This window comes from Bradyrhizobium sp. A5 (assembly GCF_042076515.1).
Taxonomy (GTDB): Bacteria; Pseudomonadota; Alphaproteobacteria; order Rhizobiales; family Xanthobacteraceae; genus Bradyrhizobium; species Bradyrhizobium cosmicum.
In genome coordinates, this window is the sequence record NZ_CP148990.1 from 554,283 (window position 1) to 581,198 (window position 26,916).

The 26,916-nt window shown below is 65.0% G+C and carries 23 protein-coding genes; 12 read left to right on the forward strand and 11 right to left on the reverse strand.

What is annotated here, in order from left to right; translation table 11 throughout:
• Positions 1-3: 3 nt before the first annotated feature.
• The 3 genes from WHZ77_RS02525 to WHZ77_RS02535 all read left to right on the forward strand — a co-directional run bounded on the left by WHZ77_RS02525 (position 4) and on the right by WHZ77_RS02535 (position 4,946).
• Positions 4-2,157, forward strand: coding sequence for a GumC family protein (locus WHZ77_RS02525; protein WP_375312238.1), 2,154 nt, complete (start codon positions 4-6; stop codon positions 2,155-2,157).
• Between the two features lie 2 nt (positions 2,158-2,159).
• Positions 2,160-3,305 carry a glycoside hydrolase family 5 protein gene (locus tag WHZ77_RS02530; RefSeq protein ID WP_375312239.1) on the forward strand — a complete coding sequence of 382 codons (1,146 nt, stop codon included), beginning with the start codon at positions 2,160-2,162 and terminating at the stop codon, positions 3,303-3,305.
• Between the two features lie 123 nt (positions 3,306-3,428).
• A complete protein-coding gene (locus WHZ77_RS02535) occupies positions 3,429-4,946 on the forward strand; it encodes a hypothetical protein (RefSeq protein ID WP_375312240.1) in 1,518 nt (505 codons plus the stop codon).
• Positions 4,947-4,957: 11 nt separating this feature from the next.
• On the opposite strand, the gene WHZ77_RS02540 is transcribed toward WHZ77_RS02535, so the two are convergent.
• From WHZ77_RS02540 to WHZ77_RS02555, 4 genes are all read right to left on the reverse strand, one after another.
• Entirely contained in the window at positions 4,958-6,034 is a 1,077-nt protein-coding gene (locus WHZ77_RS02540) for a M48 family metallopeptidase (protein WP_375312241.1), read from the reverse strand.
• Positions 6,035-6,061: 27 nt separating this feature from the next.
• Positions 6,062-6,496 carry a DUF2846 domain-containing protein gene (locus WHZ77_RS02545; protein ID WP_375312242.1) on the reverse strand — a complete coding sequence of 145 codons (435 nt, stop codon included), beginning with the start codon at positions 6,494-6,496 and terminating at the stop codon, positions 6,062-6,064.
• Positions 6,497-6,620: 124 nt separating this feature from the next.
• Positions 6,621-7,643: an LLM class flavin-dependent oxidoreductase gene (locus tag WHZ77_RS02550; RefSeq protein ID WP_375312243.1), complete on the reverse strand. Its 1,023-nt coding sequence runs from the start codon at positions 7,641-7,643 to the stop codon at positions 6,621-6,623.
• Between the two features lie 30 nt (positions 7,644-7,673).
• Positions 7,674-8,603, reverse strand: a complete 930-nt coding sequence (locus WHZ77_RS02555; protein ID WP_375312244.1) for a LysR substrate-binding domain-containing protein — start codon at positions 8,601-8,603, stop codon at positions 7,674-7,676.
• A 106-nt stretch (positions 8,604-8,709) separates the two neighbouring features.
• Here WHZ77_RS02555 and styA point away from each other — a divergent pair, with 106 nt between their 5' ends.
• Complete coding sequence (gene styA / locus WHZ77_RS02560) at positions 8,710-9,960, forward strand: styrene monooxygenase subunit StyA (protein ID WP_375312245.1); 1,251 nt, start codon at positions 8,710-8,712, stop codon at positions 9,958-9,960.
• A 24-nt stretch (positions 9,961-9,984) separates the two neighbouring features.
• Positions 9,985-10,470 (forward strand): styrene monooxygenase NADH-dependent flavin reductase subunit StyB, encoded by a 486-nt coding sequence (styB, locus tag WHZ77_RS02565; RefSeq protein WP_375312246.1) that lies wholly within the window; start codon positions 9,985-9,987, stop codon positions 10,468-10,470.
• 7 nt (positions 10,471-10,477) lie between these two features.
• On the opposite strand, the gene WHZ77_RS02570 is transcribed toward styB, so the two are convergent.
• From WHZ77_RS02570 to WHZ77_RS02590, 5 genes are all read right to left on the reverse strand, one after another.
• Positions 10,478-11,188, reverse strand: coding sequence for a class I SAM-dependent methyltransferase (locus tag WHZ77_RS02570; RefSeq protein ID WP_375314649.1), 711 nt, complete (start codon positions 11,186-11,188; stop codon positions 10,478-10,480).
• A complete protein-coding gene (locus tag WHZ77_RS02575) occupies positions 11,188-11,646 on the reverse strand; it encodes an Rrf2 family transcriptional regulator (RefSeq protein WP_375312247.1) in 459 nt (152 codons plus the stop codon). The genes WHZ77_RS02570 and WHZ77_RS02575 overlap by 1 nt, the downstream gene beginning before the upstream one ends.
• Positions 11,647-11,918: 272 nt before the next feature.
• Positions 11,919-12,338, reverse strand: a complete 420-nt coding sequence (locus tag WHZ77_RS02580; protein ID WP_375312248.1) for a type II toxin-antitoxin system HigA family antitoxin — start codon at positions 12,336-12,338, stop codon at positions 11,919-11,921.
• A gap of 233 nt (positions 12,339-12,571) precedes the next feature.
• Entirely contained in the window at positions 12,572-14,593 is a 2,022-nt protein-coding gene (locus tag WHZ77_RS02585) for a YgiQ family radical SAM protein (RefSeq protein ID WP_375314650.1), read from the reverse strand.
• Between the two features lie 95 nt (positions 14,594-14,688).
• A complete protein-coding gene (locus WHZ77_RS02590; RefSeq protein WP_375312249.1) occupies positions 14,689-15,555 on the reverse strand; it encodes a 3-keto-5-aminohexanoate cleavage protein in 867 nt (288 codons plus the stop codon).
• 143 nt (positions 15,556-15,698) lie between these two features.
• Between WHZ77_RS02590 and WHZ77_RS02595 the strand changes: the two genes are divergently transcribed.
• Positions 15,699-15,998, forward strand: a complete 300-nt coding sequence (locus WHZ77_RS02595; RefSeq protein ID WP_375312250.1) for a hypothetical protein — start codon at positions 15,699-15,701, stop codon at positions 15,996-15,998.
• Between the two features lie 48 nt (positions 15,999-16,046).
• On the opposite strand, the gene WHZ77_RS02600 is transcribed toward WHZ77_RS02595, so the two are convergent.
• Positions 16,047-16,712, reverse strand: a complete 666-nt coding sequence (locus tag WHZ77_RS02600) for a GntR family transcriptional regulator (protein WP_375312251.1) — start codon at positions 16,710-16,712, stop codon at positions 16,047-16,049.
• Positions 16,713-16,718: 6 nt separating this feature from the next.
• Complete coding sequence (locus tag WHZ77_RS02605; RefSeq protein ID WP_375312252.1) at positions 16,719-18,131, reverse strand: FAD-binding oxidoreductase; 1,413 nt, start codon at positions 18,129-18,131, stop codon at positions 16,719-16,721.
• Positions 18,132-18,310: 179 nt separating this feature from the next.
• On the opposite strand from WHZ77_RS02605, the gene WHZ77_RS02610 reads away from it, so the two are divergent.
• The 6 genes from WHZ77_RS02610 to WHZ77_RS02635 all read left to right on the forward strand — a co-directional run bounded on the left by WHZ77_RS02610 (position 18,311) and on the right by WHZ77_RS02635 (position 26,915).
• Complete coding sequence (locus WHZ77_RS02610; protein ID WP_375312253.1) at positions 18,311-19,195, forward strand: dihydrodipicolinate synthase family protein; 885 nt, start codon at positions 18,311-18,313, stop codon at positions 19,193-19,195.
• 280 nt (positions 19,196-19,475) lie between these two features.
• Complete coding sequence (locus tag WHZ77_RS02615; RefSeq protein WP_375312254.1) at positions 19,476-21,713, forward strand: TonB-dependent siderophore receptor; 2,238 nt, start codon at positions 19,476-19,478, stop codon at positions 21,711-21,713.
• Between the two features lie 63 nt (positions 21,714-21,776).
• On the forward strand, positions 21,777-22,958 hold the full coding sequence (locus WHZ77_RS02620; RefSeq protein ID WP_375312255.1) for a PepSY-associated TM helix domain-containing protein: 1,182 nt from the start codon (positions 21,777-21,779) through the stop codon (positions 22,956-22,958).
• A gap of 72 nt (positions 22,959-23,030) precedes the next feature.
• Positions 23,031-24,263: a rhodanese-like domain-containing protein gene (locus WHZ77_RS02625; RefSeq protein ID WP_375312256.1), complete on the forward strand. Its 1,233-nt coding sequence runs from the start codon at positions 23,031-23,033 to the stop codon at positions 24,261-24,263.
• Positions 24,264-24,540: 277 nt separating this feature from the next.
• Positions 24,541-25,785 carry a phosphoglycerate dehydrogenase gene (gene serA, locus WHZ77_RS02630; protein ID WP_375312257.1) on the forward strand — a complete coding sequence of 415 codons (1,245 nt, stop codon included), beginning with the start codon at positions 24,541-24,543 and terminating at the stop codon, positions 25,783-25,785.
• 110 nt (positions 25,786-25,895) lie between these two features.
• Positions 25,896-26,915: a patatin-like phospholipase family protein gene (locus WHZ77_RS02635; RefSeq protein ID WP_375312258.1), complete on the forward strand. Its 1,020-nt coding sequence runs from the start codon at positions 25,896-25,898 to the stop codon at positions 26,913-26,915.
• Position 26,916: the final 1 nt, after the last annotated feature.

The window sequence follows — 26,916 nt, forward strand, 5'->3', positions numbered from 1 at the left end:
TCCATGGCGTTCGGTCGAAGCGCATCTCCGCGAAGCATCGCCCCGACGGAGCCTGCGGCTTCGTGGGAAGCGCCGCGGGCTGCGATGGACATGCCCGACGGCAATGGCCCCGCGCTGATCAAGGGATCGCTGACCCTCTCCGGCGCGCTCGCGTTCCTGCGCGACAACGGCCGCCGCATCCTCACGCTGGCGCTGGCGCTGTTCGCGCTCGGCGTCATTATCCTTATGGTTCTTCCGGTCCGGTATGCCGCAACGGCCCTGGTCGTCGTTGATCCGCGCGAGCTGCGCGTGACCTCGGATCAGGACGTGCTGCCGGGCATCGGCCAGGATGCCGCGGCGCTTCAGAGCCAGATCGAGATCGCCAAATCCGACGGCTTTCTCCGGCCCTTGATCGAGAAGCTCAAGATCGCGGACGACGAGGACATCGCGGGCGGTCATACCGACATGACGCGCCTGCTCGAGAAATTCCGCAGCCGCCTCGACATCTCGCGCCGTGGGCTTACCTACGTCATCGCCATCTCGTTCACCTCGAACAGCGCGGACCGCGCCGCCTACTATGCCAATGCCATCGCTGAGGCGTTCGCCGCGAGCCAGGGCCGCGTCCGCACCGAGGCCACGGACGAGGCGGCCGACTGGCTCAAGGACCGGCTGAAGGCATTGAACGAGCGCCTGCGTGCGTCGGAAGATGCCGTCGCGGCCTTCCGGCTCGAGCACAAGATCCTCAATGCCGGCAAGGATTCCACCACCCAGCAATTGCGGGTGACGGACATCAACCAGCAGGTCTCCGCCGCGCGCGCGCGCACCGAGGAAGCCAAGGCGCGTTACGAGCAGGTGCAGCGCGATCTCAAGGCCAATGTCGAAGGGCCCGTGAAGCAGGACCTGTTGAGCATGCTGCGCGCGCAGCGCTCGACCCTGAATGACCAGATCGCGCAGAAGAAGGCGGTGTACGGCGACCGCCACCCTGATCTTGCGATCTCCTACAGCCAGCTGGCCGACATCAACAGGCAGATCGAGGTCGAGCGGAAGAAGAACATCGACACCGCGAAGTCCGAATACGAATCGCAGCTGGAGCAGCAGAACGCGCTGGAGAAGCAGCTCAAGGCCATCGAGACGCAGATGCTGGTCGACGGCCAGGCGCTGGTGAAGCTGCAGGAGCTGCAGCGCGATGCCGACGCCAACAAGAACATCTACGAGCAGTTTCTGTCGCGGTTCAAGACCACCAACGAGCAGCGTCAGCTGCAGAGCTCGCAGACCAAGGTCGCGTCGCCCGCGATTCCGCCGCTGCGCTCGACCCGTCCGCCGCTCGCTTTGCTGCTTGCCGCGCTCGCGATCGGCTCGCTGTTGACCTCGACCGCCGCCGTTGCGGCGATGGGAAGCATGCCTGACGGGGCCGAGCCTGCGGAGGCGCCTGTTCAAACGCCCGCACGAGCGGAAGTGATCAGCGTGCCCCATCGGCAAGCTTCGCCCTCGGCGCCCGCCGCGCGCCAGCCCGAGGCGATGCCGAATCTCCCTGTCTGGGCCCGCATTCCCGATCTGGCGTCCGGCGTCGCTCCAGGCACTGTCTGGCAACGACCTGCCACCGCCACGGCCGAGCTCGATCTTGGCGCTTACCTGCGTCCGCTGCTTGAACGGATCGATCGTGCGCCGGTGCGCGGCTGCAAGGTCGCCCTTGTGCTGTCGGTCGGCAAGAGCGCCGGCGGCAACACCGTTGCGCGCTCCCTCAATCGTGCGGCGGTCAATCGCGGCATGATGAGCGTGCTGATCCGGCTGCAGCCGGAATTCGCCGGCGCCCAGCCTCCTGTCACCGAATGGCAGGATGGCTCGACCACGGCAGGACTTCAGTCGATCGACGAGCTGCTGAGCGCCGGCCGCAAGGCCGATGCGCGACCGGAGGACGACATTCGCTCGGAATTCGATCTCATCATCGTCCATGCGGGCAACCTCGCCTTGCAACCCGACGCCATCGCGCTGGCGGCGCATGCGGATCTGATCATCCCGGTCGCGCGCGCCGGCGAGCTCGGGTCGGCGGCGATGCGGCGGGTCACCGCGGCGCTGGCGAGGTACAACACCGTGCCGACCGGCCTCGTCGTCAATCATGCGCCCGCGGGCTCTGCGGTTCCTCATCCCGACGGCGGCGCATTGAGCCGGGCGATCTGACAATGACGACCTCGCGCGGTCGTCTGCTCCTTGCCGCGATATTGCTTTCGCTATCCATGCCACTGGCATCGGCCGACACTTGCGTGCCTGTGCCGCAGACGGTTGCGCCGGACAGGCTCGCCGCCTTGTCGCGCGGTTTCAATGCCGACGGCTGGATCAACGGCGAACGATCCGCGCCTCCCGGCCGCGAACTGCTGATGCAGCTCCGCAAGGCGGGCATGAGCCATGTCCGGCTGCCGGTGCCCGCGGAGCGCGTGATGCTCCGCTTTGCTGCAAAGGCCGAACGCGACGAGACGCTGCGTGTGCTCGACACGGCGTCGAAGCAGCTGACAGCGCTCGGCTACTCCGTCTCGGTCGATCTGCATCCGGGCGAGCGCTTCAATCGCCTGCACAAGGACGCTCCCGACGCGGCGCTGCGCGAGATGAAGGATGCGTGGAGCGGGCTCGCCGACATCATTCGGGCCTATCCCGCCGATCGCGTCTTCGCCGAGCTGCTCAATGAGCCCGATGTCGAAGCGAGCCGGTGGCAAAAGGAGGTCGAAGCGCTCGCCGCCTTCGTTCGCCAATTGCTCCCCGCGACCACGCTCGTCGTCGGGCCGGTCAACTGGCAGCGCGCGGACTCGCTTCCGCAATTTCGCCCGTTGCCGGATCCGAACGTCGTCTACGCCATCCACGTCTACGATCCCATGGTGTTCACCCATCAGGGCCACTGGGATGCGCAGGATCCGCTGCACGACATCATCGATTTGCCCTATCCGATCAGCGCGAGCGATCCCGCCGTCCAGATGCTCCGCCACGACTTGCAGGCGAGGGGCGCGACCAAGGCGCTCGGCATGCTCGACACCGCGATTGCCATTGCCAGGGACAAGCCGAGCGTCGATCAATGGCTTGAGCCCGCGGTCGCATGGCAGCAGCAATTTGCGCGGCCGCTCATCGTCAACGAGTTCGGCGTGCTGAAAGCCGGCGCGCCCCGCGACAGCCGCCTGCGCTGGCTGGCATCGGTCACCGCCTATGCCAGGGCGCATTGCTGGGGCTGGACGCATTGGGAGCTGGCGCAGGGATTCGGCCTCGTCGACAGCAGCACCGGCAAGCCCGATCCCGGCGTGATGCGGGCGCTGCTCGGGGCGAGCAAGCCGGGCAAGCGATGATGCCGGTTCGCTATCGTTAACGAATCCTTACACATCCCATAGCTATCGTGGCCCCCGCGCTACGCCAAAGGACGAGTTATGAGTGGCGGGACCTCACTGCGATATCAGACCGTGCAGGCCGGCATGTCCGAGCCATCGCCTTTGCGCGATGCGGTCCCGACGCTTCTGATTGCAGTTGCGACGATCGGCTTCGTTCCGCTTCTGCACGTGGCGAGCCCGGTGCTGTCCCTCACCGTCGAAGTCCTCGTCGCAATCGCCATTGTGCTGGCGGTTCCGACCTACGCGCCGCTGATTGCGATCTTCGTCCTGTTCTTCCAGAACCTGTTCGTCTCGATCCTGTCGCCGCTGGTGTCGATCCCGTCCGAACTGGACTTCATCAAGGGCTATAATTTCCTCGTCTGCTCCGTGATGTGGCTGACGACGTTCGGCTTCTACGTGTTCGGCCAGCGGAGACAGTCGGCCGAAATTATCAGGATCATGCGATGGGGTGTCCTCACCCTCGCCGTGGTCGCGCTGTATTTCGCGATCGGCTTCGTCCAGAACGGGCAGGCGGCATCGGTCTATTTGCGCAACATCGTGCTGCCGCTGTTCCTGTTTCAACTCTCGCTGCTGACCGCAGCGACCTTCGAGGTGCGCGCCACGCCGTTCCTGGTGACGCTCGCGGTCATTCTCGTCATCTGCGGCTATGTCGAGTTTGCGTTCCGCGACGTCTGGCTGGCCATTACCAACGGCTACACGTTCTGGGGCTTCGACGAGCTGAAGGCGACCCATTCGGGCGTCTGGGAAGCGCAGATGCGGGCCACCGGAAACGTGCCGGTCGACCTCAAGGATCGCTTCAGCTTCGACTTCCTGAACACGCCCCTGCTCGAAGGTTTCGGCCTGTCGAAGATCCTGCGCATCCACGGGCCGAACATGAGTGCGATCAGCTTCGGCTACGGCATCGCCTTCTTCGGGCTGTTCCTGTTTTCGGTCGGACGCCCCTTCCTGGCGCTCGCGGCGCTGCCTCTCTTGATCCTGTGCAGCGTCAAGGGCGCGCTCATCACGGTGGTGTTCGTGGTCGCGGCCTGGATCTCGACCCGCATCCTCGGCGCGGTGGTGACGCTGGTGCTCGGCCTGCTGGCCCTGATGGTGTTCGCGGCCGTCGCGATCCGTGTCGGCTTGCAGATCGGCGACTATCACGTCATCGGCCTGATGGGCGGCTTGAACGGCTTCCTTGAAAAGCCGTTCGGCCGCGGTCTCGGCATCGGCGGCAATTTGTCCGACGGCTATTTCTCGATCGACTGGAGCGCGGCGCAGGCGGCCGGAACGATCGACGGCGCGGTCGAAAGCGCGATCGGCGTGCTGATCTACCAGATGGGCATCGCCGCCCTCGTGCCGCTCGGTTTCTATTTCGCCATGGCGCTCAAGGCCTGGCGCCTCTACGCATCCTCGGGATTTCTGACCCAGGGCCTCGCCGGCTTCGGCGTCATGGTCGTGCTGCTCAACGGCCTGTTTCAGGAGGAGGCCCTGTTCGCGCCGCCGGCGCTGGGTCTGATGCTCTCGCTGACGGGGCTCGTGATCGGAAGCCAGATCAGGATGCAGACGGTGGTCGTGCCGGAGCAAGAGCCGGAGGCGCTCACGCGCTACCAGCCGGCGACGTAGCGCGCATCAGCTCACCTGCCGATGGTGACCCAGTCCTGCGCCTTTTTCCGCCATTCCCTGTCGAAACGTGCGGCGAGGTCCGTGGCTGCGTCGCGCGAGAATAGCTGTTCGATGGTCGAGATCCCGACCTCGTCGATCTCGGGAATGTCGGCATATCCGAGGTTGGCGAGCCGCTTGGCGAAAGGCGGATGCGTCGAATCGGGATCGTGCTCACGACTCAAACCCGCAGCAGCAGCGGCGATCATCGGTCCTGGCGCCCGGATATCCGCGAGCTGCTTGACGATCCGCTCGATGGGCGGGCGTGGTGCATGGATCGCGCCCAGTATCTCTTTCTCGAGAGGAGCGAACACCAGATCGGTGAGGCGTGTTCCGCAAGCTTCGACCAGCACGAGGGCGCGGGCCGTCTCGGCGCGGCCAACCTGCTCGGCCGCGCCGAGATCGGCATGAAGCTCGTTCTCCCGCGACAGCGCGCGATACTCCTTCTCGAGCCATTCGAGCATGGAATGGAGCAGCGCCCGTATGACGCGCCCGGTGATGGTCCATTCCGGATTGGCGTAGAGAAAGACATTCTCGGAAGCCGCGATGAAATCCGCAAGTTTGATGCTTCCCGAGGTGTGCCGAAGCCGGGCGTGTGCCACCTCGTGGGCAACGACGGCACGAACCGCGCGCTCGTCCAGGACGATGAGCATCGGCAACCCGACGGTCATCGTGACGTGTTGCCCAAACAGCCCGGCATATCGGCTCACTTCGCCAATCGAGGCATTGAAGTCGGTGTTGATCAGCAGGGTGCGCCGGGATCGGACGAAACTGCGATCGAGCTCCTTCCACATGGCCCAAAGGCCCGGAGCGATCTCCTCGTTGGCCTCAAAATTCCCATGCTTGCGCGAGGGCAGAAGCAGGAGGCCGATCGCAAGTGCCAATGCGCCCAGGAAGATTGAGAACACGACCGGTGCCGTGACCAGCGCGGTGATCGTGTAGCGATCCATCGCCATCAGCCAAATAGCCATGATCACGCAGGCCAGTGCGACGGCCGGAAGCACGGCGTAGCGGCCGAGACACAGGATGATTTTCAGGACAAGCCGCTTCATCCGCGTTTTGACGGTGGACTGGCCCGGTCAGGCCTTGCCGCACGAGGCGCTGCTCTGACGAAGGCTGGCGACGTCGGCGCGGCCCTGGCCTTCGGTGACCTGAATCAGCGTGACCGCGCCAGGCGTCACAATTCCCATCTGCGGCTGGGCGGAAAGATAGGTGGTGCTGCCGGCGCGCAGCTCGAGGCTCACCTTCTCGCTTCCTTGCCCGAACAGATTGGTGCTCAGAGGAAGATTGTTGACGGCGACCTCGTGGCGGCCCGGAGGCAGGTCGCACGAGACGAACCCCGCGGCCTGGCTGCCGCCAATCACGCGTCCGTCGACGGCGTAATTGGGCATGACCGCAAATCCCAGGGCCGACGAGCGATAGACCACCAAGCGTGCAGTATTTGACTTGACGTTGTCAGTCAGAGCCGCGTCACCCAACTGCCCCGATGCGCACCCCGCAAGCAACGTGGCCACGGCAAAGATTCCCACCAACCCGCGCATTCCAGCCCCAAATTGATTCCAATCGTCCCCGGGGACAATATTGGACAGGGTGGTGGCTCAAGTCAATCACGACCAAAGGTCGTGCAGCGTTGCACGCTCACCGCCACCCCAGCGCCGGCGCGACGTGCTTCAGGATCGCCTCGATCGTATGCGCGCAATAGTCGACGCCCAACTGGTTCGGGATCGTCAGCAGCAGCGTGTCCGCTTCGGCGATCGCCTCGTCCTGGCGCAGCTGCGCGATCAGCGCATCCGGCTCGGCCGCATAACTCCGGCCGAAGATCGCGCGCGTCTGCGGATCGATGAAGCCGATCTGGTCTTCGCCGCCGCGCTCGCCGCCGAAATAGGCGCGGTCGCGGTCGTTCATCAGCGCGAAGATGCTACGGCTGACGGAGATGCGCGGCTCGCGGCTGTGGCCGGCCTCCTTCCAGGCGGCGCGATAGGCACGGATCTGGGCGGCCTGCTGCACGTGAAAAGCTTCGCCGGTCTCGTCGTTCTTCAGCGTCGAGCTCTGCAAATTCATGCCGTGCTTTGCCGCCCACACCGCCGTGGCGTTCGAGCCGGCGCCCCACCAGATCCGTTCACGCAAGCCCGCGGCATGCGGCTCGAGGCGCAAGAGGCCCGGTGGGTTCGGAAACATCGGCTGCGGATTCGGCTCCGCAAAACCCTCGCCGCGCAACAGGTCGAGGAACACTTCCGCATGGCGCCGGCCCATGTCGGCGTCGTTCTGGCCCTCGGCCGGGCGATAACCAAAATAGCGCCAGCCGTCGATCACCTGCTCGGGCGAGCCGCGGCTGATGCCGAGCTGGAGCCGCCCGCCGGCGATGAGGTCGGCGCTGCCTGCGTCCTCCACCATGTAGAGCGGGTTCTCGTAGCGCATGTCGATCACGGCCGTGCCGATCTCGATCGTGCTGGTCCTGGCGCCGACGGCCGCGAGCAGCGGGAAGGGCGAGGCGAGCTGGCGGGCGAAATGATGCACGCGAAAATAGGCGCCGTCGGCCCCTAACTGTTCCGCGGCCACGGCAAGCTCGATCGATTGCAGCAGCGTATCCGCCGCCGAGCGGGTCTGCGATTGCGGCGAGGGCGTCCAGTGTCCGAAGGACAGAAATCCGATCTTTTTCATGGGCGTCATTTAATGGCGGCAGCGACGGCGTCAACCGCCCGCACTCGCAACGGGGCTCTGCGTCGAGGCCGACGCAAAATGCCCGGCGCGCTCGACCAGGAGATCCAGGAAGCTGCGCGCACGCAGCGACATCCAGTGCGTCTCGGGATAGACCGCGTGCAAGGGCAGCGCGGCGATGCTGTAGTCCGGCAGCACATGCTCGAGCTCGCCGCTGCGAAGACCGCCCGCGGCATTCCAGTCGGGCAGGATGGCGATGCCGAGATGCTGCATCGTCGCCTCCTGCATCGCATCGGCGTCGTCGACATGAATGGGGCCGTTGATCGACGCGACGTGGCGACCATGCTCGGACTCGAAGGCCCATTGGTGCGCCGGCGACATCCTGGAATAGACGATGCACTGGTGCGAGCCGAGATCGTCAGGCGTGCGCGGCAGCGGTCGGCCATGCAGATAGGTCGGCGTCGCGACCAGATAACGCTGCACGGTGCCAAGCCGGCGGGCGACCAGCGTGCTCGCCTCCAGGTTTCCGATCCGCAGCGCCAGCTCGATGCCTTCTTCCACCAGATTGACGAACCGTTCGCTGAAGCGGATATCGACCCGCACCTCCGGATAATTCCGCACGTACTCGGCGATCACGGGCATCATGTAGCGCCGCCCGAACGACGACGGCACACCGATCCGCAGCGTGCCGGTGGGGCGGGGCGCTGCCTTGTCGACGCTCGCTCGCGCCATGTCGAAACTGTCGAGGATCTGCCGCGCGAGATCGTAGATCCTGTGCGCCTCGGCCGTCGGCTTCAGCGTGCGCGTCGTGCGCAAGAACAGCTGCGTGCCGAACTCGCTTTCCAGCATCGCTATGCGCTTGCTGATCGCGGGCTGGCCGATGCCGAGCTCCTTGGCCGCAGCCGAAAAGCTGCCACCCTCGAGGGTGCGAACGAAAGCGCGCAGGCAATCGATCCGATCCATAATTCATTCCGTCTTAGAATAAATCATATCCCATTTATTCCGTAGTACGCAACATCGCGGGTCGCTAGGCTGCCTCAAAACAAGCAATCACAGGGGAGGGGACCACGTGGCACGCCATATCGGAATTGTCGGCGCGGGAATCGCAGGCCTGCATCTCGCGCTCTATCTGCAGAAGCACGGCGTCGACGCCACCATCATTACCGACCGGCCGCCCGAGGACTATCGCAACATCCGGCTGCTCAACACCGTCGCGCATCATCACGTGACGATCGCACGCGAGGACTATCTCGGCGTCAATCACTGGACCGATCCGAAGGATCATTATTACTACCACGATCATGTCTTCAATTTCCCCGAGCCGCTGCGCTTTCGCGGTGACTTCTCGAAGGCAAGTCGCGCCGTCGACTACCGGCTGTATCTTCCCGCGCTGATGCAGGATTTTACGAAGCGCGGTGGCAAGATCGAATACCGCCGCATCGAGGAGCGCGACATCCGTCCGCTGGTCGCGCGCTTCGACCTGTTGGTCGTCTCGACCGGCAAGGGGCCGCTGGGCCAGCTCTTCACCTATCGTCCCGAGCACTCCCCCTATCAGCAGCCGCAGCGGCGCCTCTGCGTCGGGCTCTACACCGGCGTGAGGCAGCCGGATCCGATGAACGTCACGCTCTCGGTCTCGCCCGGCCATGGCGAGATGATCGTGATCCCGACCGTTACCTTCGGCGGTATCGCCAACGCGCTGCTGATGGAGAACGTGCCGGGCGGCGACATGGAGGAACTGGCGACGCTCAGCTACGACGACAACCCGAAGCACTTCCTTAAAGTTCTGCTCGGCAAGCTCGAGAAGCATCACCCGACCACCTACGACCGCATCGACACCGCGCGCTTCGATCTGGCGCAGCCGCAGGATCTCCTGCAGGGCGGCGTCGTCCCGACCGTGCGCAACACCATGGTCGAGTTCGACGACGGCAAATGCGCGATCGCGCTCGGCGACGTCCATGCCATCGTCGATCCCATGATGGGGCAGGGCGCCAATGTCGCCTCCTATGCGGCCTTCGTGCTGGGCGAGGAGATCGTCAACGCCGACGCGTGCGATGCGCGCCTCTGCGAGACAATCGACCTGAAGCGGCAGGACCGCGTGCTGGCGGCCTCGCGCTGGACCAATGTGATGCTGCAGCCGCCAACGGAAGCGCTGGGCATGCTGATCGGCGCGATGAGCCAGAATCCTGCGCTGGCGAACGAGTTCACCGAGAACTTCAACTACCCGGACCGGCAGTGGGATCGCATCTCCACGCCACAGCGCATCCAGGCCTGGATCGAACGCATGTCGGCGCCGCCAGAGCCCGGCAGGGCGATTGCGTGATTTCAGATGCGAGCGGAGACTGACATGCAGCGCGCCAATCCGGCGTCATTCCGCGAAGCGGCATCGCGCTTTGCGACCGGCGTCGCGGTGCTGACCGCTCTGGACGAGCACGGCCGCGTCTGCGGCATGACCGCAAACAGCTTTGTCACCGTCAGCCTGTCGCCGCCGACCGTGCTGGTCTCCGTCATGCCCGGCCGCATGCACCGCGCGATCTCGGCGACCGGCCGCTACTGCGTCAACGTCCTTCCGGACCACGGAAGGGACCTGTCGCGGCACTTCGCCAGCCAGCCGAACAGTGGTGCAAGTCCTGATTATGAAATCGTGGATGGCCTGCCACGTCTCTCGGGCTGCATCGCCTGGTTCGCCTGCGAGGTCACGCGTCACGTCGACGTCAGCGATCACACGCTGATCATCGCCGAAGTCTCGACCTGCGACTATCGCGACACCACGCCGCTGGTGTTCTTCTCCAGCCGGTATCATCTCGGGCCGGGTGTGCCGGTGGATCGGTGAGCGTACCTCAGGCGTAGGCCACCCAGCCGCGAAAAGTGAAGCCGGTGTAGAACAGGGTTGGGTCGGAGAAGCCAGCGTCGCGCAAGATCACTTCGTCCTGCTCCGGCGCCAGAATGCTCAACTGCCCGTCGACTGCCTTTCGCGCGGCGGCCGCCTTGTCGGGCTCGACTCCCGATGCGGCGAGAAAGGCGGAATATCGCGACAGCCAGAGCGGCCGTTCAACGTCGCCGCCGGGGATGCTGAAATGGGCCGTCACGAACGGCGCGCCAGGCTTGAGGCGGCGGCGGATTTCGGACGCTATGCGACGCCGTTCCTCGACATCGACGAAATGCAGGGTCAACAGGCACGTCGCGCCGTCGAACGGCCCGGCGGGTGCATCGTCGATATAGCCTTGGTGTAGACGCGCACGCGACGCAAGCGGCCCCAGCGTTTGCTTCGCAAGATCGAGCATCGCTGCGGATGGATCCACGCCATCGAAGATCCAGCGCGGCCGGGCCTGCGCAAAGGCCTGCAATTCAAGACCGCCGCCCGCGCCAAGCACGAGTATTCGTGCGTCTTCATGTGCCCGCTCGGCCAGAAGGATGGCCGCCATGGACAGCATGGAATTGTAGCCTGGAACGAACCGCGGTGGCCCTTGCGTGTAGTTCGCCACCATTTGCGGATCGGAGAACGCGGTTTGAATGTCGGTCACGATGTCGTCCTGCTGACTAGAGTTCATCACGCGTGATGCGCGCCCATGCCTTGAAGCTTGCGCGACCCGAGGCGTTTGCGCAGATCGTCGCCCAGCATCGCCAGCGTGACTTCGCCGAGGCGCGACAGCAGCAACGCCTCTGCATCGTCAAAGGCCTGATCGAGCGCGGTATTGACGGCCTGCTCGACGAGGCAGCCCGGCGTCTCCGTCCGGTTGCCCATGGCCAGAAGCGAGGGACTGCCGAGCGCAGTGTAGACGTCGCGCAACGTCACCTTTGAAAGATCGCAAGCCAGCGTCCAGCCGCCGCCGTGCCCCTTCTCGGAGCGGACGTAATTGAGGTCCCGCAGGCCCGCCATGATGCGGCGGATCACCACCGGGTTGGTGTCCATGGCCTTAGCCAGGGTCTCGGACGTGAAGGGTCCGGGCTGCTGCGCCATGTGCAACAGCACGTGCAGCACGCCCGATAAGCGACTATCTCGTTTCATGTAACTTTATAAGTTACATAAGAAGCAAACGTCAAGCCGTCGGCAACGCTTGGCGAGCCACGCCGGCGATAGCCGTGTGCAGTCCGCTAAACTCGTCAGGTCTATGTAGCCGGCCGGGATAGCGTTACGGTTGGCCCTCAATCACCAGCGGTGCGGTTATGCCGCCGATCTTCGCCCACGGACTTGCGGCGGGGCAATTAGCGCTTCCGCTGGAATTCCCCATTCGCGGTGCAGCCGCCAGGCCATCTTCATCGTGAGCGGGCGTTTGCGCGTCAGGACGTCGCGCGCTGGCGCGAGCCGAGCAGGCGGCCGAGGTCCGCCTGAGTGTGTTGCCCGGTTTCCATCCGATAACGGATCGCGTCGACCGCATCGGGCGGATCGATCGGCCAGTGCTTGCGCTCATAGTCTTCGATGACCAGTGCGAGAAGGTCGAAACGATCGCCCTCAGGCGTGCCTGGCTTTGGTTCGCTTTCGAAATAGCGCTCGATCTCTTCGAGTGCAGAATCGTAGTCGCTTTCGGAGCGAAGCGGACGGATCATTCTCTTGGGCATGAGACAGTCTCCGGGTCGATGCGGTCGTAGTTTGGACCATGACCTCGCTTCCTGCAGCACGTCAGCGCACACAGCCTGCGTGCGGGCCGCGGTGTGAAGCTTGAAGATATTGATACGGAGTTGCGCCGCGGGCTTGCTCAACCTCATACGTCCAACAGTGCCATCATGCACCTGTTTTGCCCGACGCGTCAAGCGTTTTGCGGTTTTTCGGAAATTGCGCGCTCGAATGGGGGCGCAGGCGCAATAACCGATCATCCCGGTCTCACGGCGATTCAAGCCGTTGATTTTGTTATCACCGGCTACTGTGCATGGGGTTGTTTTCGAGTTTTGCTTCGAAGGCAGGAAAGCATTAGGCGAATCTTGGCTCCCGCCCGCTACTTCATCACCCGCAGACCCTTGGTCGTGAACCGCTGCGTCTTGCCGCCGGGGCGCACGGGTCGCCGCGTGCCGGCGGCCTTGCCAGTGCCGGGCGGCTGGTGCGCGGGGACGAGCTGGTCGGGGCGGGAGCCGATCAGATCGGCGCGGCCCATTTCCTTCAGCGCTTCGCGCAGCACCGGCCAGTTGTCGGGGTCGTGGTAGCGCAGGAAGGCCTTGTGTAGACGGCGCTGGCGCAGGCCCTTGATCGCCTCGACCTTGTCGCTGCCGCCATGGCGCACGCCGCGCAGCGGGTTGACGCCGGTGTGGTACATCGCGGTTGCCGTCGCCATCGGCGAGGGCAGGAAGGTCTGCACCTGGTCGGCGCGATAGCGGTTCTTCTTCAGCCAGAGCGCGAGGTTCATCATGTCCTCGTCGGTCGTGCCCGGATGCGCCGCGATGAAATAAGGGATCAGGTAATATTTCTTGCCGGCCTGTTCGGCCGCAGCATCGAACATCCGCTTGAACTGGTTGTAGGCGCCGATGCCCGGCTTCATCATCTTGTCGAGCGGACCGCGCTCGGTATGCTCGGGCGCGATCTTGAGGTAGCCGCCGACGTGATGAGTGACGAGCTCCTTGATGTATTCGGGGCTCTCGACCGCGAGGTCGTAGCGGACACCGGAGGCGACCATCACCTTCTTGATGCCCTTGGTCTCGCGCACCTTGCGATAGAGCCGGATCAGATCGTCATGCGAGGTGTTGAGGTTCGGGCAGATCTCGGGGAAGACGCAGGACGGGCGCCGGCACGCGGCCTCGACCTTCGGGTCCTTGCACGCCATCCGGTACATGTTGGCGGTGGGGCCGCCGATGTCGGAGATGACGCCGGTGAAGCCCGGTGTCTTGTCGCGGATCTTCTCGATCTCGCGCAGGATCGACCCCTCGGAGCGATTCTGGATGATGCGTCCCTCATGCTCGGTGATCGAGCAGAAAGTGCAGCCGCCAAAGCAGCCGCGCATGATCGTCACCGAGAACTTGATCATGTCCCAGGCGGGGATTTTTGCGTCGCCGTAGGACGGGTGCGGCGCGCGCGCGTAAGGAAGATCGTAGACCGCGTCCATCTCCTCGGAGGTCAGCGGGATCGGCGGCGGATTGAGCCAGAGATCGCGGTCGCCGTGACGCTGCACCAGCGGCCGCGCATTGCCGGGATTGCTCTCCCGGTGCAGCACGCGTGAGGCGCGCGCATAGGCTTCCTTGTCCTGCTCGACCTGCTCCAGCGCCGGCAGCCGGATCACGGTTGCGCCCTTCTGGCGCGTTGCGCCTTCGTCGGCGGAGTCGAGATCGTCGGCATGCAGCTCCGAATAGTCCTCGGGCACGCGGCGGAACAGCGCGACGCCTCTGATGTCCTTGAGCTCGCGCGGGGCTTCGCCGGCGGCAAGGCGGTTGGCCACCTCGACGACGGCGCGCTCGGCATTGCCGTAGAGCAACAGGTCGGCCTTGGCGTCGGCCAGCACCGAGCGGCGCACCTTGTCGGACCAGTAATCGTAATGCGCGATCCGGCGCAGCGAGGCCTCGATGCCGCCGAGCACGATCGGCACATCCTTGAATGCCTCGCGGCAGCGCTGCGCGTAGACAACGGTGCAGCGGTCCGGCCGCTTGCCGCCTTCGCCGCCCGCCGTGTAGGCGTCATCGCTGCGGATGCGGCGGTCCGCGGTGTAGCGGTTCACCATCGAATCCATGTTGCCGCCGGTTACGCCGAAGAACACCTTCGGCTTGCCGAGCGCCTTGAACGGCTCGGCCGAATGCCAGTCGGGCTGCGAGATGATGCCGACCCGGAATCCCTGCGCCTCCAGCAGCCGGCCGATGATCGCCATGCCGAAGCTCGGATGGTCGACATAGGCGTCCCCGGTCACCAGCACGACGTCGCAGGCGTCCCAGCCGAGCGTGTCCATCTCGGCGCGGCTCATGGGGAGGAACGGCGCCGGCTTGCGCGGCTGCGCCCCGGCCATCAGGGGCTTTTCGGCGGCAATGATCTGGGTGTCCATGCGCACAGCCATAGGACTCCGGGCCCGCGAATACAACCGACGGGCACGTGAAGATTTGCGGTTCCGCCGGGAGCTATCCGGCGGGCGCGCCCGCGTTAACCGTTCGCGAGCGCCTGCCGGACCTCGGCCGTCGTGGCCGGCTCGCCACCGTGCGCGCGGACCATCCGCACCGCGTCCTCGACGAGGCGAAGATTGGTTGTCGTCGAGCCCAGCAGCGCATCCTCGAGCCCGACGCGGATATGCCCGCGGCGGGCGATCGCATCTCCGATCAGCGGCGTGATGTCGACGCCGAGGCCGGAGACCATCCAGGGCGCGCCGGCCGCTTCCTCCTCGGCCAGCGTGACCAGTGCGGCGAGGCCGTAAGGCTTTGGCGGAAAGCAGAACGCAAATTGCTGCGAGAACATGAAGCGGTAGATCGGCGTCTTGACGCCACTCGCGCGCGCCAGCGCCGCGCCGGCACGGATGAAGCCCGGCTCATAGATGGCGAAGGCCGGATGGATGCCGTGGCGTGCGGCAACGCCGAGCCCGTGCCTTATATGGGTCTCCGGATTGAGATAGGTCTCGGCCGGCTTTGCCTCCGCATTGGTCGCGGTCAGTGTGAAATTGACGCTGCCGGGATCGACCACCGCGAATTCGAGCAGGCTGCGTTCGGCCAGCGCCTCGATATGGGCGAAGCGCGCTTTGGGGTCGGCGACATTGCCGCGCTTATCGAGGCCAGGGATGGAGGGATACACGGGCACGTCAACCTTGGCCCGAATGCCCTCGATGATGCGTGCATAGATCTGCCAGTCGAACGTCTGCGGTCCGCCGCCGTCATAGGCGTGGGTGTGAATGATCGCTGCGCCTGCACGGGCGCAGGCGATGCCCTCTGCGATGATCGCTTCCACCGTGTCGGGAATGCCGGGTTGAAGCGCACGGCTCCACGGCCCGTTCAATGCCACCTCGATCCAGACCTTGTGCATGACGCGCCTCCGTTGCGGTGCTTGTTTTGACCAACCGTATCACGCCTGCCGCGCGCGGTCAGTGCCGCCAGGTGTGTGATGCTGTCCACATACCAGCGGTCGCCGTCGCGCCATCCTCCCTCCAGTTTCAAAGGGAGAGATCCATGTTTCTGGTCGATGCGCTGCTGATCCTGGCGATGTTGTTTTTCCTGTTCCTGCCGATCTCCGATCGCAGGACAGTACGGATGAGGCTTTGCATGCTCTGCGCGCTGCTGGCGATGTTCTCGGTCTCGATCACTCGCACCTCGGTTGCGCCGGTGCTGCTGGCGAGCATTGCTTCACCCCCTGGAATGGTGCGCGTGCCGCATATGCACCTCAGCGACCCGTCCTCAGGGCTCTCGTCGCGGCCGACATCGGATATGCGATTGCTCCATGGGCAAGGAAACGGGCAAGGAAACTTCTGACGACAGCGGTGAAGCCGGCGCGGCATCGACAGAGGCCGCTCGAAGCGCTCAGTCCACCGTCAGCGCTTTGGCATAGACCACGCCAGAATTGGTGATGTGCGTGGTCATCAACGCTTCGAAGGCCGCGAACTCGCCGTGCGCGAACAGATCGAGCAGCTTGCGATGCTCGTCGAACGACGAACGGGTGCGTACGTCGATCGGCGAGGTCAGATTGGTGCGGAGTGCTGCAACGCGGCTCGATGCGAGCTGGTAGGACTCGACGAGATAGCGGTTGCCGCAATGTGCGAACAGGCCTTCGTGAAAGGCGGCATCGGCGCGGCCATAGGCGATGTTGTCTTTGGCCGCGACCGCCGGCTCCATCGCCGCGATCGCCTCGCTCAGCGTTGCGACCGCGCCGTCGCGGTCGTGGCGGAAGGCGAGCTCGGCGGCCTTGGGCTCGAGCGCGATGCGGAAAGTGCAGAGTGCTTCAATGTCGTCGGCGCTCGGCGTGAACACGAAGCTGCCGACCTGTGGCCGGATCACCACGAGGCCCTGCGCCTGCAGCTGTCCCATCGCCTCGCGTACCGGCGTGCGGCTGACGCCGAAGGAATTGGCCACCATCTCTTCGGAGATGGCGGCGCCCAGCGCGAACTCGCCGTCGATGATGGCCTGCCGCAGCCGCTGCATCACCCGCTGCGACAGCGATTTCGGCGTATCGAGCTTGAGCGATCGCATGGGATCTCAGAATACCTTGCCGGGATTGAGCAGATGATCGGGATCGAGCGCGGCCTTCAGCGTCCGCATCAGCGCGATCTCGGCTTCGCTGCGGGCGTGACCCAGCCACTTCTTCTTCAGCGTGCCGATGCCGTGCTCGGCGGAGACGCTGCCGCCCATCTCGCGGACGAGGCCGTAGATGATCGCGTCCATCGCCTCCTTCGGCTGCTGCTCGACGGTGAGCCCCGTGACCCAGGAGACGAGATGCAGATTGCCGTCGCCGATATGGCCGTAATAGACGCTCTCGCAGCCCTCGATGCCCCCGGCGAGAGCCGCCTTGCAGCGCCCGACGAACTCGTCCATCCGCGCCACCGCAAGCCCGATGTCGTAGGAGATATGCGGCCCCAGCACCTGGCCGAACTCGGCGCAGATGTCACGGACGCGCCAGAAGCCTTGCGCCTGCGCCAGCGATTGCGCGACGGCGGCATCGACCAGCAGCCCCCGCTCCATCAGCTCTTCGAGCCAGCTCTGGAAGCGCGGCGCATCCAGGCTTTCGTCGGTGCCTTGCGCTTCCACCAGCACATAAAGGCTGTCGCCAGCGGCGACCGGCGGCTTGACGCCCGCGCGCGTCGTGATCACGTCCCAATAATCCGGCCACATTACCTCGAAGGCCGACAGCAGAGGGCCGAGTCCGGATCGCGCCGCATCCAGCAGCGCGATCACCGCCGCATAATCCTTCAGCGCGCACAGCGCAGCCATGGTCGAGCGCGGCTTCGGGAACAATTTCAGCACCACGCGGGTGATGATGCCGAGCGTGCCTTCCGAGCCGATGAAGAGATGCTTGAGGTCATAGCCGGCATTGTTCTTCATCAGCTTGTTGAGATTGGTGAGGATGGTGCCGTCGGGCAGCACCACCTCCAGGCCGAGCACCAGTTCGCGCGTCATGCCGTAGCGGATCACGCGGTTGCCGCCGGCATTGGTGGAGAGATTGCCGCCGATCGCGCAGGAGCCGCGCGAGCCGAGATCGAGCGGAAAGAAGAAGCCGGCTTCATCAGCGGCTTTCTGGATCGTCTCCAGCGGCGTGCCTGCTTTCACCGTCATCGTCATCGAGGCGCGGTCGATCTCCTCGATGCCGGTCATGCGCTCGAGCGAGATCGCGACCCAGCCCAGCTCGGGCGAGGCACCGCGACAGAGCCCGGTCAACCCCCCCTGCGGCACGAACGGCAGGTGCGCCTGTCGGCAGGTCAGAATCGCATCCGCAACACCTCGCGCATCGACGGGGCGGATCACCGCGAGCGGTGCCTGCGGCAGGCTCGCGCTCCAGTCGTTGCAGTTGCGCGCAGGGACGTCGGTGCCGATCAGCACCGCGGCCGCGCCGAGCTTGTCGCGCAGCGCGCCGAGCATCTGGTCGGGGCGCTCAATGGGAGCCACCATGTTCATGCAAGACCTCCTTGGGATCTGGCTGCGTCTCTTGTTCGCCACGAAGGCGGAAAGGATTTGCGCTCCTCTTGTATGTAAGGTACAAGCTAGAAAGTAAAGCAAAAACAGGGCGTCAGCGGGCTTCCCAGGATCGTCGCAGATCAGAGGCTTGGTCCGGGGTCGCAGCAAGGGGCGGTATGATGACGGAGGCAATTCGCGGGTTCTGGGTGGCGTCGGCGACACCGCTGGCAACGGACGGCAGCGCCGATTCCGCCAAGCTCGCCGCCCACGCCCGGCAGCTCTTCAGTAAGGGTGTCGACGGCGTCGTCCTGTTCGGCACGACCGGCGAGGGCACCTCGTTCAATGTGGGTGAACGCGTCGCGACCATCGAAGCGCTGCTCGAGGCCGGCGTCGCGGCGGAGCGCATCGGCATCGGCGGCGGCTTTCCCGCCATCAGCGACAGCATCGCGCTGACGCGCGCGGTGCTCGGCCTCGGCCTGCGCCACGTGCTGTACCTGCCGCCTTACTTCGATCGCAGCGTATCGCCCGAAGGCATCGAGGATGCTTTCGCCACGATCTTCGATGGCGTCGCCGACGATCGCCTGCGCGCCTATCTCTACCACATCCCCCAGGTCTCCGGCGTTGCGATCCCGACCAGCGTTGCTGCGAATTTGCGCAAGCGTTACGGCAAGGTGGTTGCGGGCCTGAAAGACTCCAGCGGCGACTTCAAGCAGTTCCAGGCGTTTCGCGCAGCTAGCCCCGAGCTCGCCATCACCGTCGGCAATGAGACCGACATCGCCCGCGCGATTGCTGGCGGTGGTGCCGGCACGATCTGCGGCATGGCCAACATCGCGCCGGAGCTGGTTAAAGCGATGATCGACGGCAAGGACGTCGAAGCGCGCATGCAGGCCGCGGTCGACATCGTGGTGAAGTCGCCATCCTTCCTCGCGACGCTGAAGGCCATTCTCGCCGCGCAGACGGGCGATGCAGCCTGGTTGCGTGTGCGGCCGCCGCTGCGCGCCCTGTCCGACGGCGCCGCGCTCAAGCGAAAGCTCGACGAGCTCATCACGCCGGCCACCGTGTGAGATCGCACGACGCCGCGACACGATGCCGCGAATTCGCGCGCAACGTGTCATCACGGCAATTCGTGATTGCCGATTGGCGCCCATCACTGTCTAGAACGATTCAACACTAGAGCGATTCAACTCCGCCTACGGTTCTCTTCATTCGCTGCGATTGCTAGACGCGCAAGCTTCGTAGTTGTTGCAGAATTGAAGTGGGGCGAAAGTGCGTGTCAATGCGGATGACCTGATCCGGGGTCATCGGGCCGGCAAGATCCGTGCAGGTCTTCTCATTGGAGCAGCCGTGCTGCTCGCCGAGCTCCCCTCCAATACGACGATCGCGCAGGCGCAATCCGCCTTGCCACCGGTGACGGTGGATGCTCCGGTGCAACGGCCGAAGCCTGCACGGGCGTCGGAATCGTCGCAACGCCGCACGCAAGCGGCCGCAGGTCAGCGCAACCGGAATGCCGCTGCTCCCGCAGCGCCGACATTGTCGGAGCGAGCAGCCGCGCAACAGGCCGCCAAGCTCGGCTATCGTGCGATGCCGAGCTCGACCACGCTGCGCAGCGGCGCCTCGCCGCTCAATACGTCGCAGGCCGTCAACTTCGTGCCCGCGCAGGTGCTGAAGGATCAACTGCCGCGCAACATCGACGATGCGCTCGGCAACGTCTCCGGCATTACCCAGACCAATACGCTGGCCGGCAGCCAGGACGCGGTCATCCGCCGCGGCTTCGGCGACAACCGCGACGGTTCGATCATGCGCAACGGCATGCCGCTGGTGCAGGGCCGCAGCCTCAATCCAGCCGTCGACAGCGTCGAGGTGTTGAAGGGGCCGGCCACGATGCTCTACGGCATCATGGATCCCGGTGGCATCGTCAACACCATCAGCAAGCGGCCCGAGCTTTACCAGCACGGCTCGGTCACGCTGCTCGGCTCGACCTACGCCAACAACCGCAGCGGCGCCGACGGCACCGTCGACATCACCGGTCCGATCGGGGACCAGGGCCTTGCCTATCGCTTCATCGGCTACGGGGTCAGTGAGGACTACTGGCGAAACTTCGGACGCCACCGCGAGATGCTGATCGCGCCGTCGCTGGCCTGGTACGGCCAGGACACCACGGTCCAGCTCAACTACGAGCACCGGGAGTTCATCTATCCGTTCGACCGCGGCACCGCGTTCAATCCGGTGACGAAAGCGCCGCTGGCGGTTCCTGCGACGCGCCGGCTCGACGAGCCCTTCAACAACACGTGGGGAACGTCGGACCTGATCCAGGCGTCGGTCGAGCACCGCCTCAACCAGGACTGGAAGCTTTACGCCGGATACAGCTACAACACCGAGACTTTCAGCGCCAACCAGCTCCGCATCACCGGCATCAATTTCACGACTGGTGTCGAGACCCGCAGCAATGACGGCACCCAGGGCTCGCTCAGCAATGTCAGCTACGGAACGTCCTATATGTCGGGCGGCTTCTGGCTCGGCAACATGCGCAACGAGGTGCTGTTCGGCGGCGACGCCCAGTATCGCACCATCTATCGCGACAATCTGATCCGGCAGTCGACGCCGTCCTTCAACGTCTACAATCCCGTCTATGGGCTGATCGGACCCGGCACCACAGTGTCGAACACCGACAGCGCCCAGACCGACAAGCTCGGCCAATGGTCGCTGTTCTTCCAGGACACGCTGCACCTGACCGAGCGCTTTGCGCTGGTCGGCGGCGTCCGCTACATGGATTATGACCAGATCGCCGGACGCGGAAAGCCGTTCATCACCAACACCGATGTGTCTGCGGACAAGGTGCTTCCGCTCGGCGGTGCCATTTTCAAGCTGACTGATCAGCTCTCGCTGTATGCGAGCTACACGCAGTCGCTGAAGCCGAATTCGACGATTGCGCCGCTGAGTAATGGTGGCGGCGTCGTGCTCGGCTCGAACATCGCTCCCGAAGAGGGGACGCAGTACGAGACCGGCCTGAAATTCGATCTCGACAAGCGTCTGTCAGGCACGCTCGCTGTCTATGACATCCAGAAGCAGAACGTGCTGGTCAACCAGCTCAACACCGCGACGGGCCTGAATGTCTATACGGCGGCCGGCAGGGTGCGTTCGCGCGGTGTCGAACTCGACGTCACCGGCCGCCTCTCCGACAATTGGAGCATGATAGCAAGCTATGGTTATACGGATGCGCGAGTGACCGAGGATCCGACCTATGCCGGCAAGCAATTGCAGAACGTCGCGATGAACACGGCCTCGCTGTTCCTCGTCTACGATTTCGGCACGGTCTTGCCCGGCCAGCTCCGCGTCGGCGGTGGTCCGCGCTATGTCGGCGACCGGCCCGGCGATGCCTTGAACACGTTCGTGCTGCCGCCCTACGTGGTCGCCGATATCTTCGCCACCTACGAGACCAAATACCAGAACCTGCCGGTGATCTACCAGTTCAACGTCAAGAACCTGTTCGACACCGTCTACTATCCCTCCGCCGTGAGCAACCTGAACGTCGCGGTGGGTGATGCGCGGCGTTTCTCGCTGGCTGCCGCCGTGAAGTTCTAGGCATGGAGATGCGCCGCAAACCCATCGAATGCCCAACAATCCTGTTCCAGAAGGTCGGCTTCGATGCGTGAGCCGTGGCGCGCGATCAAGGCCGGGCTGCTCCAGGTCCATTCCGTCGCGGGCCTCGTGCTCGCGCTGCTGCTTGCCCTGATCGGGCTGACTGGCTCGGTCATGAGCTTCGAGGACGAGATCGTCGAGCATCTGAACAGCGGCATCATGCAGGTCGCGCCGCGTCAGGCGCCACCCTTGATGCCGGATGAGCTGGTCGCGCGGCTGGAGGCGGCGCAGGTTGCCGGGAAGGTCGCCGCGGTCACGCTGTCGAGCGATCCGTCCGCGGCGGTGCGTGTCCGCTTCGGTCGCGACGAGCAGGGCGCGCGGCGCACCTCGCTCTATGTCGACCCCTATGATGCCCGCGTGCTGGGTTCACCGCGCGGCGAGGAATTTTTCGCGACCGTCCGCCGGCTGCATCGCTGGCTGCTCATTCCCGGCGATGCCAAGGGCTGGGGGCGCCAGATCACCGGCATCGCCGCGCTTGGCCTCGTCGTCATGCTCATCTCCGGCCTCGTGCTGCGCTGGCCGCGCCGCGCTAGCAATGTGAAGATGTGGCTGAAACCCAATCTCGGGCTCAGCGGCCGCGGTCTGCATCGGTCGCTGCACGCCGTGATCGGCACCTGGGTCCTCCCGATCTATCTGGTGATGACGCTCACGGGGCTGTGGTACTCGTTCGACTGGTACAAGGACGGCGTGGTCTGGCTGTTGTCGCGCCCGCATGTCGCCGCCGCGAAGATGCAGCCGAAACAGCCGCGCGCCCCCGGTCGTTCCGAGCCGGCCCAGCCGGTGGGCTTCGATCGCGCATGGTCCACGTTCCGGCAGGAGGAGGGCGGGCGTTTCTCCAGGGCCTTGCTGACGCTGCCCGCAGGGCCGGGCGCGGTGATCCGTATCCGGTCATGGGGGAAGGACTCCACGCTCGACACCACGCGCGATGAATTCCGCGTCGATGCGATCACCGGTCAGTTGGTCTCGGCGGAGCGCTACGCCGACAAGACCTTCGGCCAGAAGATGATCGCCAACGTGCTCGACATCCATCGCGGCGCAATCCTGGGCTGGCCCGGCAAGCTCGCGTTCATGATCGCCGCGGCCTTGATGCCGCTGTTTTCGGTCACCGGACTCCTGCTCTATCTGTCGCGCGGCAAGCTGCGGCGTCCTGCCCAGCCGCCGCTCGGGCGGCTCGTTCCCGGCGAGTGACGGCGACAAAGACTAGCCAACGCGCGCCTAATCGTTCAAAAGCCTTGGCCTGTTCTCGTCAAGGTTCGCGCCATGAAGCTTCCGACCGTCACACCTGCCGATATCCGCTGTGCGCTGCTGCTCCGCGAGGAGATCGCGCTGCTCGATCTCAGGCATGAGGCCGGCTTTGCCACCGGCCATCCGCTGTTTGCCGCCAACATGGCCGCGGACCGGATCGCCATCGAAGCCGAGGTGCGGCTGCCGCGCAAGGACGTGGGAATCGTACTCTATGATGACGGCGAGGGCCTCGTCGCCACGGGCGCCGAACGCCTTGCCGCGCTCGGCTACACCAACGTCAGTGCGCTCGATGGCGGGCTGAAGGCCTGGCTCGCTGCGGGCAATCAGGTGTTCGAGGACGTCAATTCCTATTCCAAGGCGTTCGGCGAGCTGGTCGAATCGCGCAGGCATACGCCCTCGTTCAGCGCCGACGAGGTGGCAAAACTGATCGCGGACAAGGCCAACATCGCCATCCTCGACGTCCGCCGCTTCGATGAATATGCGACCATGAACATTCCAGGCTCGGTCAGCGTGCCCGGTGCGGAGCTGGTGCTGCGGGCGGGGCAGGCCGCGCCCGATCCGGACACCACCATCATCGTCAATTGTGCCGGCCGCACCCGATCGATCATCGGCACCCAGTCGCTGATCAATGCCGGCGTGCCCAACAAGGTGCGGGCGCTGCGCAACGGCACCATCGGCTGGACGCTGGCGCGGCACAGCCTCAACCACGGCGCTGACCGGCGCGGCGCGATCGGATCGTTCGAGGGCGGCCCGGCCAATGCCCGCGACGTCGCCTATCGCGCCGGCGTCCGCCATATCGGCGCGAGCGAGATGGCGGCGCTTGCTGCGCAGACCGAGCGCACGCTGTATCGCTTCGACGTGCGCGATGCGGACGAATATGCGGCCGGCCATCTCCCCGGCTTCCGCCATTATCCGGGCGGCCAACTCGTCCAGGAGACCGACATGGCCGCGCCGGTGCGCGGCGCACGCATTGTCCTGACCGACGACAAGGGCGTGCGCGCCGACATGACTGCATCCTGGCTCGCGCAGATGGGCTGGGAGGTTTATGTGCTCGAAGGCGGCTATGACGGCACGCTCGAGGTCGGCCCGTCGCGGGTGCTGCCGAAGCCCGACCCGGCGCACCGCTACCGCCGCCCCTACGAAGGCACCGACGTGGCCGAGCGTGCGATGCAGGCCTATCTCGACTGGGAATACGGATTGGTCGAGCAGCTCCGGCTCGACGGCACGCATGGGTTCTATGTGATCTAAATCCGTCACCCCCGCGCAACGGCGAAGCCGTTGTCGCTGGAGGTGACCGCTTCTTTAGCGGCCCTCGAAGGGCGGCGGCCTGGCTGCGTCGTGGCCGTGCATCCTTCGAGGCTCCCGGCGCGATGCCTGGCATCGCGCCACTCGCGCCTCAGGATGACGGGGGTAATAGTGTAATGGCGTCGATACCACCATCTTCTCCCCATATCCCAACCCTATTGTGCTGCGTCTCGTCCGCGGTCTATGAGCTGCGGGCAAAGCCGCTACCTACGGAGATTCGATGTCAGCCCCAGGCCAAAGCCCTGAGCGGAGCGCGAAGGCGCTGCTGCTTGAAGGCGTCAACGACAGCGCCGTGGACCTGTTCAGGAGCGCGGGTTTCACCAATGTCGAGCGGCTGACCAAGGCGCTGGACGGCGAGGATCTGCGGCGGGCGCTCAAGGGCGTGTCGCTGCTCGGCATCCGCTCGCGCACCCAGATCACCGATGACGTGCTCGCCGCGGCCGACCAGCTTCTCGCGGTCGGCTGCTTCAGCGTCGGCACCAATCAGGTCGATCTCCTGGCGGCGCGCAAGCGCGGCATTCCCGTGTTCAACGCGCCGTTCTCCAATACGCGCAGTGTTGCCGAGCTCGTGATCGGCGAGATCGTGATGCTGCTGCGGCGCATCTTCCCGCGTTCGGTATCGGCTCATGAGGGCGGCTGGGACAAGTCGGCGACCGGCAGCCGCGAGGTCCGCGGCCGCACCCTCGGCATCATCGGCTACGGCAATATCGGCTCGCAGCTCTCGACTCTGGCCGAAGCCATCGGCATGCGCGTGATCTATTTCGACCGCACCGACAAGCTCCGCCACGGCAACACCGAGCCGGTCGAAAAGCTGGAGGAGCTGCTGGCGCAGAGCGACGTCGTCAGCCTGCACGTGCCGGAGACGCCGGAGACATCAGGCATGATCGGCGAAAAAGAGCTGCGGGCGATGAAGCCGGGCTCGTTCCTGATCAACAACAGCCGTGGCACCGTGGTCGATCTCGACGCGCTCGCGGGCGCCTTGCGCGATGGACACCTGGCGGGCGCGGCCGTCGACGTGTTTCCGGTCGAGCCGTCCTCGAATTCCGATCGCTTCAAGAGTCCGCTGCAGGGCCTCGGCAACGTCATCCTCACCCCGCATATCGGCGGCTCGACCGAGGAAGCGCAGGAGCGCATCGGCGGCGAGGTGGCGCGCAAGCTGGTCGACTATTTCATCACCGGCTCGACCATGGGCGCGGTGAATTTCCCGGAGGTGCAGCTGCATCTGCGTCCCGCTGGCGCGCGTTTCAGCCATGTCCATCGCAACGTGCCGGGCATGCTGCGGCGGCTGAACGAAGTCTTCCTCCAGCGCGACATCAATATCATCGCGCAATATCTGGAGACCGCCGGCGACCTCGGCTACGTCGTGCTCGACGCCGACCTGGCGGGGCAGGACTCGGCCGCATTGCTTGCGCAGATCCGCGGCCTCGAGGGCACGGTTGGCGCACGGCTGGTATTCGAGCACTAAAGCACCCCACACTCCGGTTGCATCTTGCGGCCGTTGCTCCCAGACTGCGGTCGAATTCGACGTGTCCCAAATCACATCGAATTTGAGCTTCAGTTGCGCGAGTGTCTGCCATGGAACGCGACGCCGTACTGATTGATCTCGCACTTCAGGGCGGCGGTTCGCACGGCGCCTTCACCTGGGGTGTCCTGGACCGCCTCCTGGAAGAGAGGTGGCTCACCATCGCCGCGATCTCCGGAACATCCGCAGGCGCGATGAATGCGGCGGTGCTCGCGGATGGCTGGATCGCGGGCGGCGCCGAAGGCGCGCGCGACGCGCTCGAACGATACTGGCGCCGCGTTTCGACGGCTGCTGCCTTCAGCCCGCTCCAGCGCTCGCCGATCGACCGATTGATGGGCCGCTGGACGCTCGATACCTCGCCATTCTACATCTTCACCGATTTGATGTCGCGGGTGCTGTCGCCCTACAATCTCAATCCGACCGGTTACAATCCGTTGCGCACGGTGCTGGCCGAGAGCATCGATTTCGAGCGGCTCGCGAGTTCGCCAATCAAACTGTTCATCACCGCGACGCGGGTGCGCACCGGCCGAGGACGGATCTTCCGCAATGCCGAGATCACGGCGGACGTGCTGCTGGCATCGGCCTGCCTCCCGACCATGTTCCGGGCGGTCGAGATCGACGGTGAGCCCTATTGGGACGGCGGCTTTGCCGGCAATCCCACGATCACGCCGCTCATTCGCGAAAGCGACGCGCACGACACCATCCTGGTGCAGATCAATCCGACCGAAACGCTCGAAGAGCCGCGGACGGCTGCGGAGATTCTCAACCGGCTGAACGAGATCTCGTTCAATTCGCCGCTGATGAAGGAGCTGCGCATGATCGCGTTGCTGCGCCAGGCCGCCGACCCCGGCAGCGGCGAGGGCGCGCGCTGGGCGAAGATGCGGACCCATCGCGTCAAGAGCGACATGCTGGCGAAGTTCGGCGCGTCATCCAAGCTCAACGCCGAATGGGAGTTCGTCTCGATGCTGCGTTCCGAAGGACGTCAGGCGGCCGAGACGTTTCTCAGTGAGCACGGTACGGATATAGGCCGGAGCTCGACGGCCGATCTCGACGTCCTCCTCGCGGAGTGTTGAG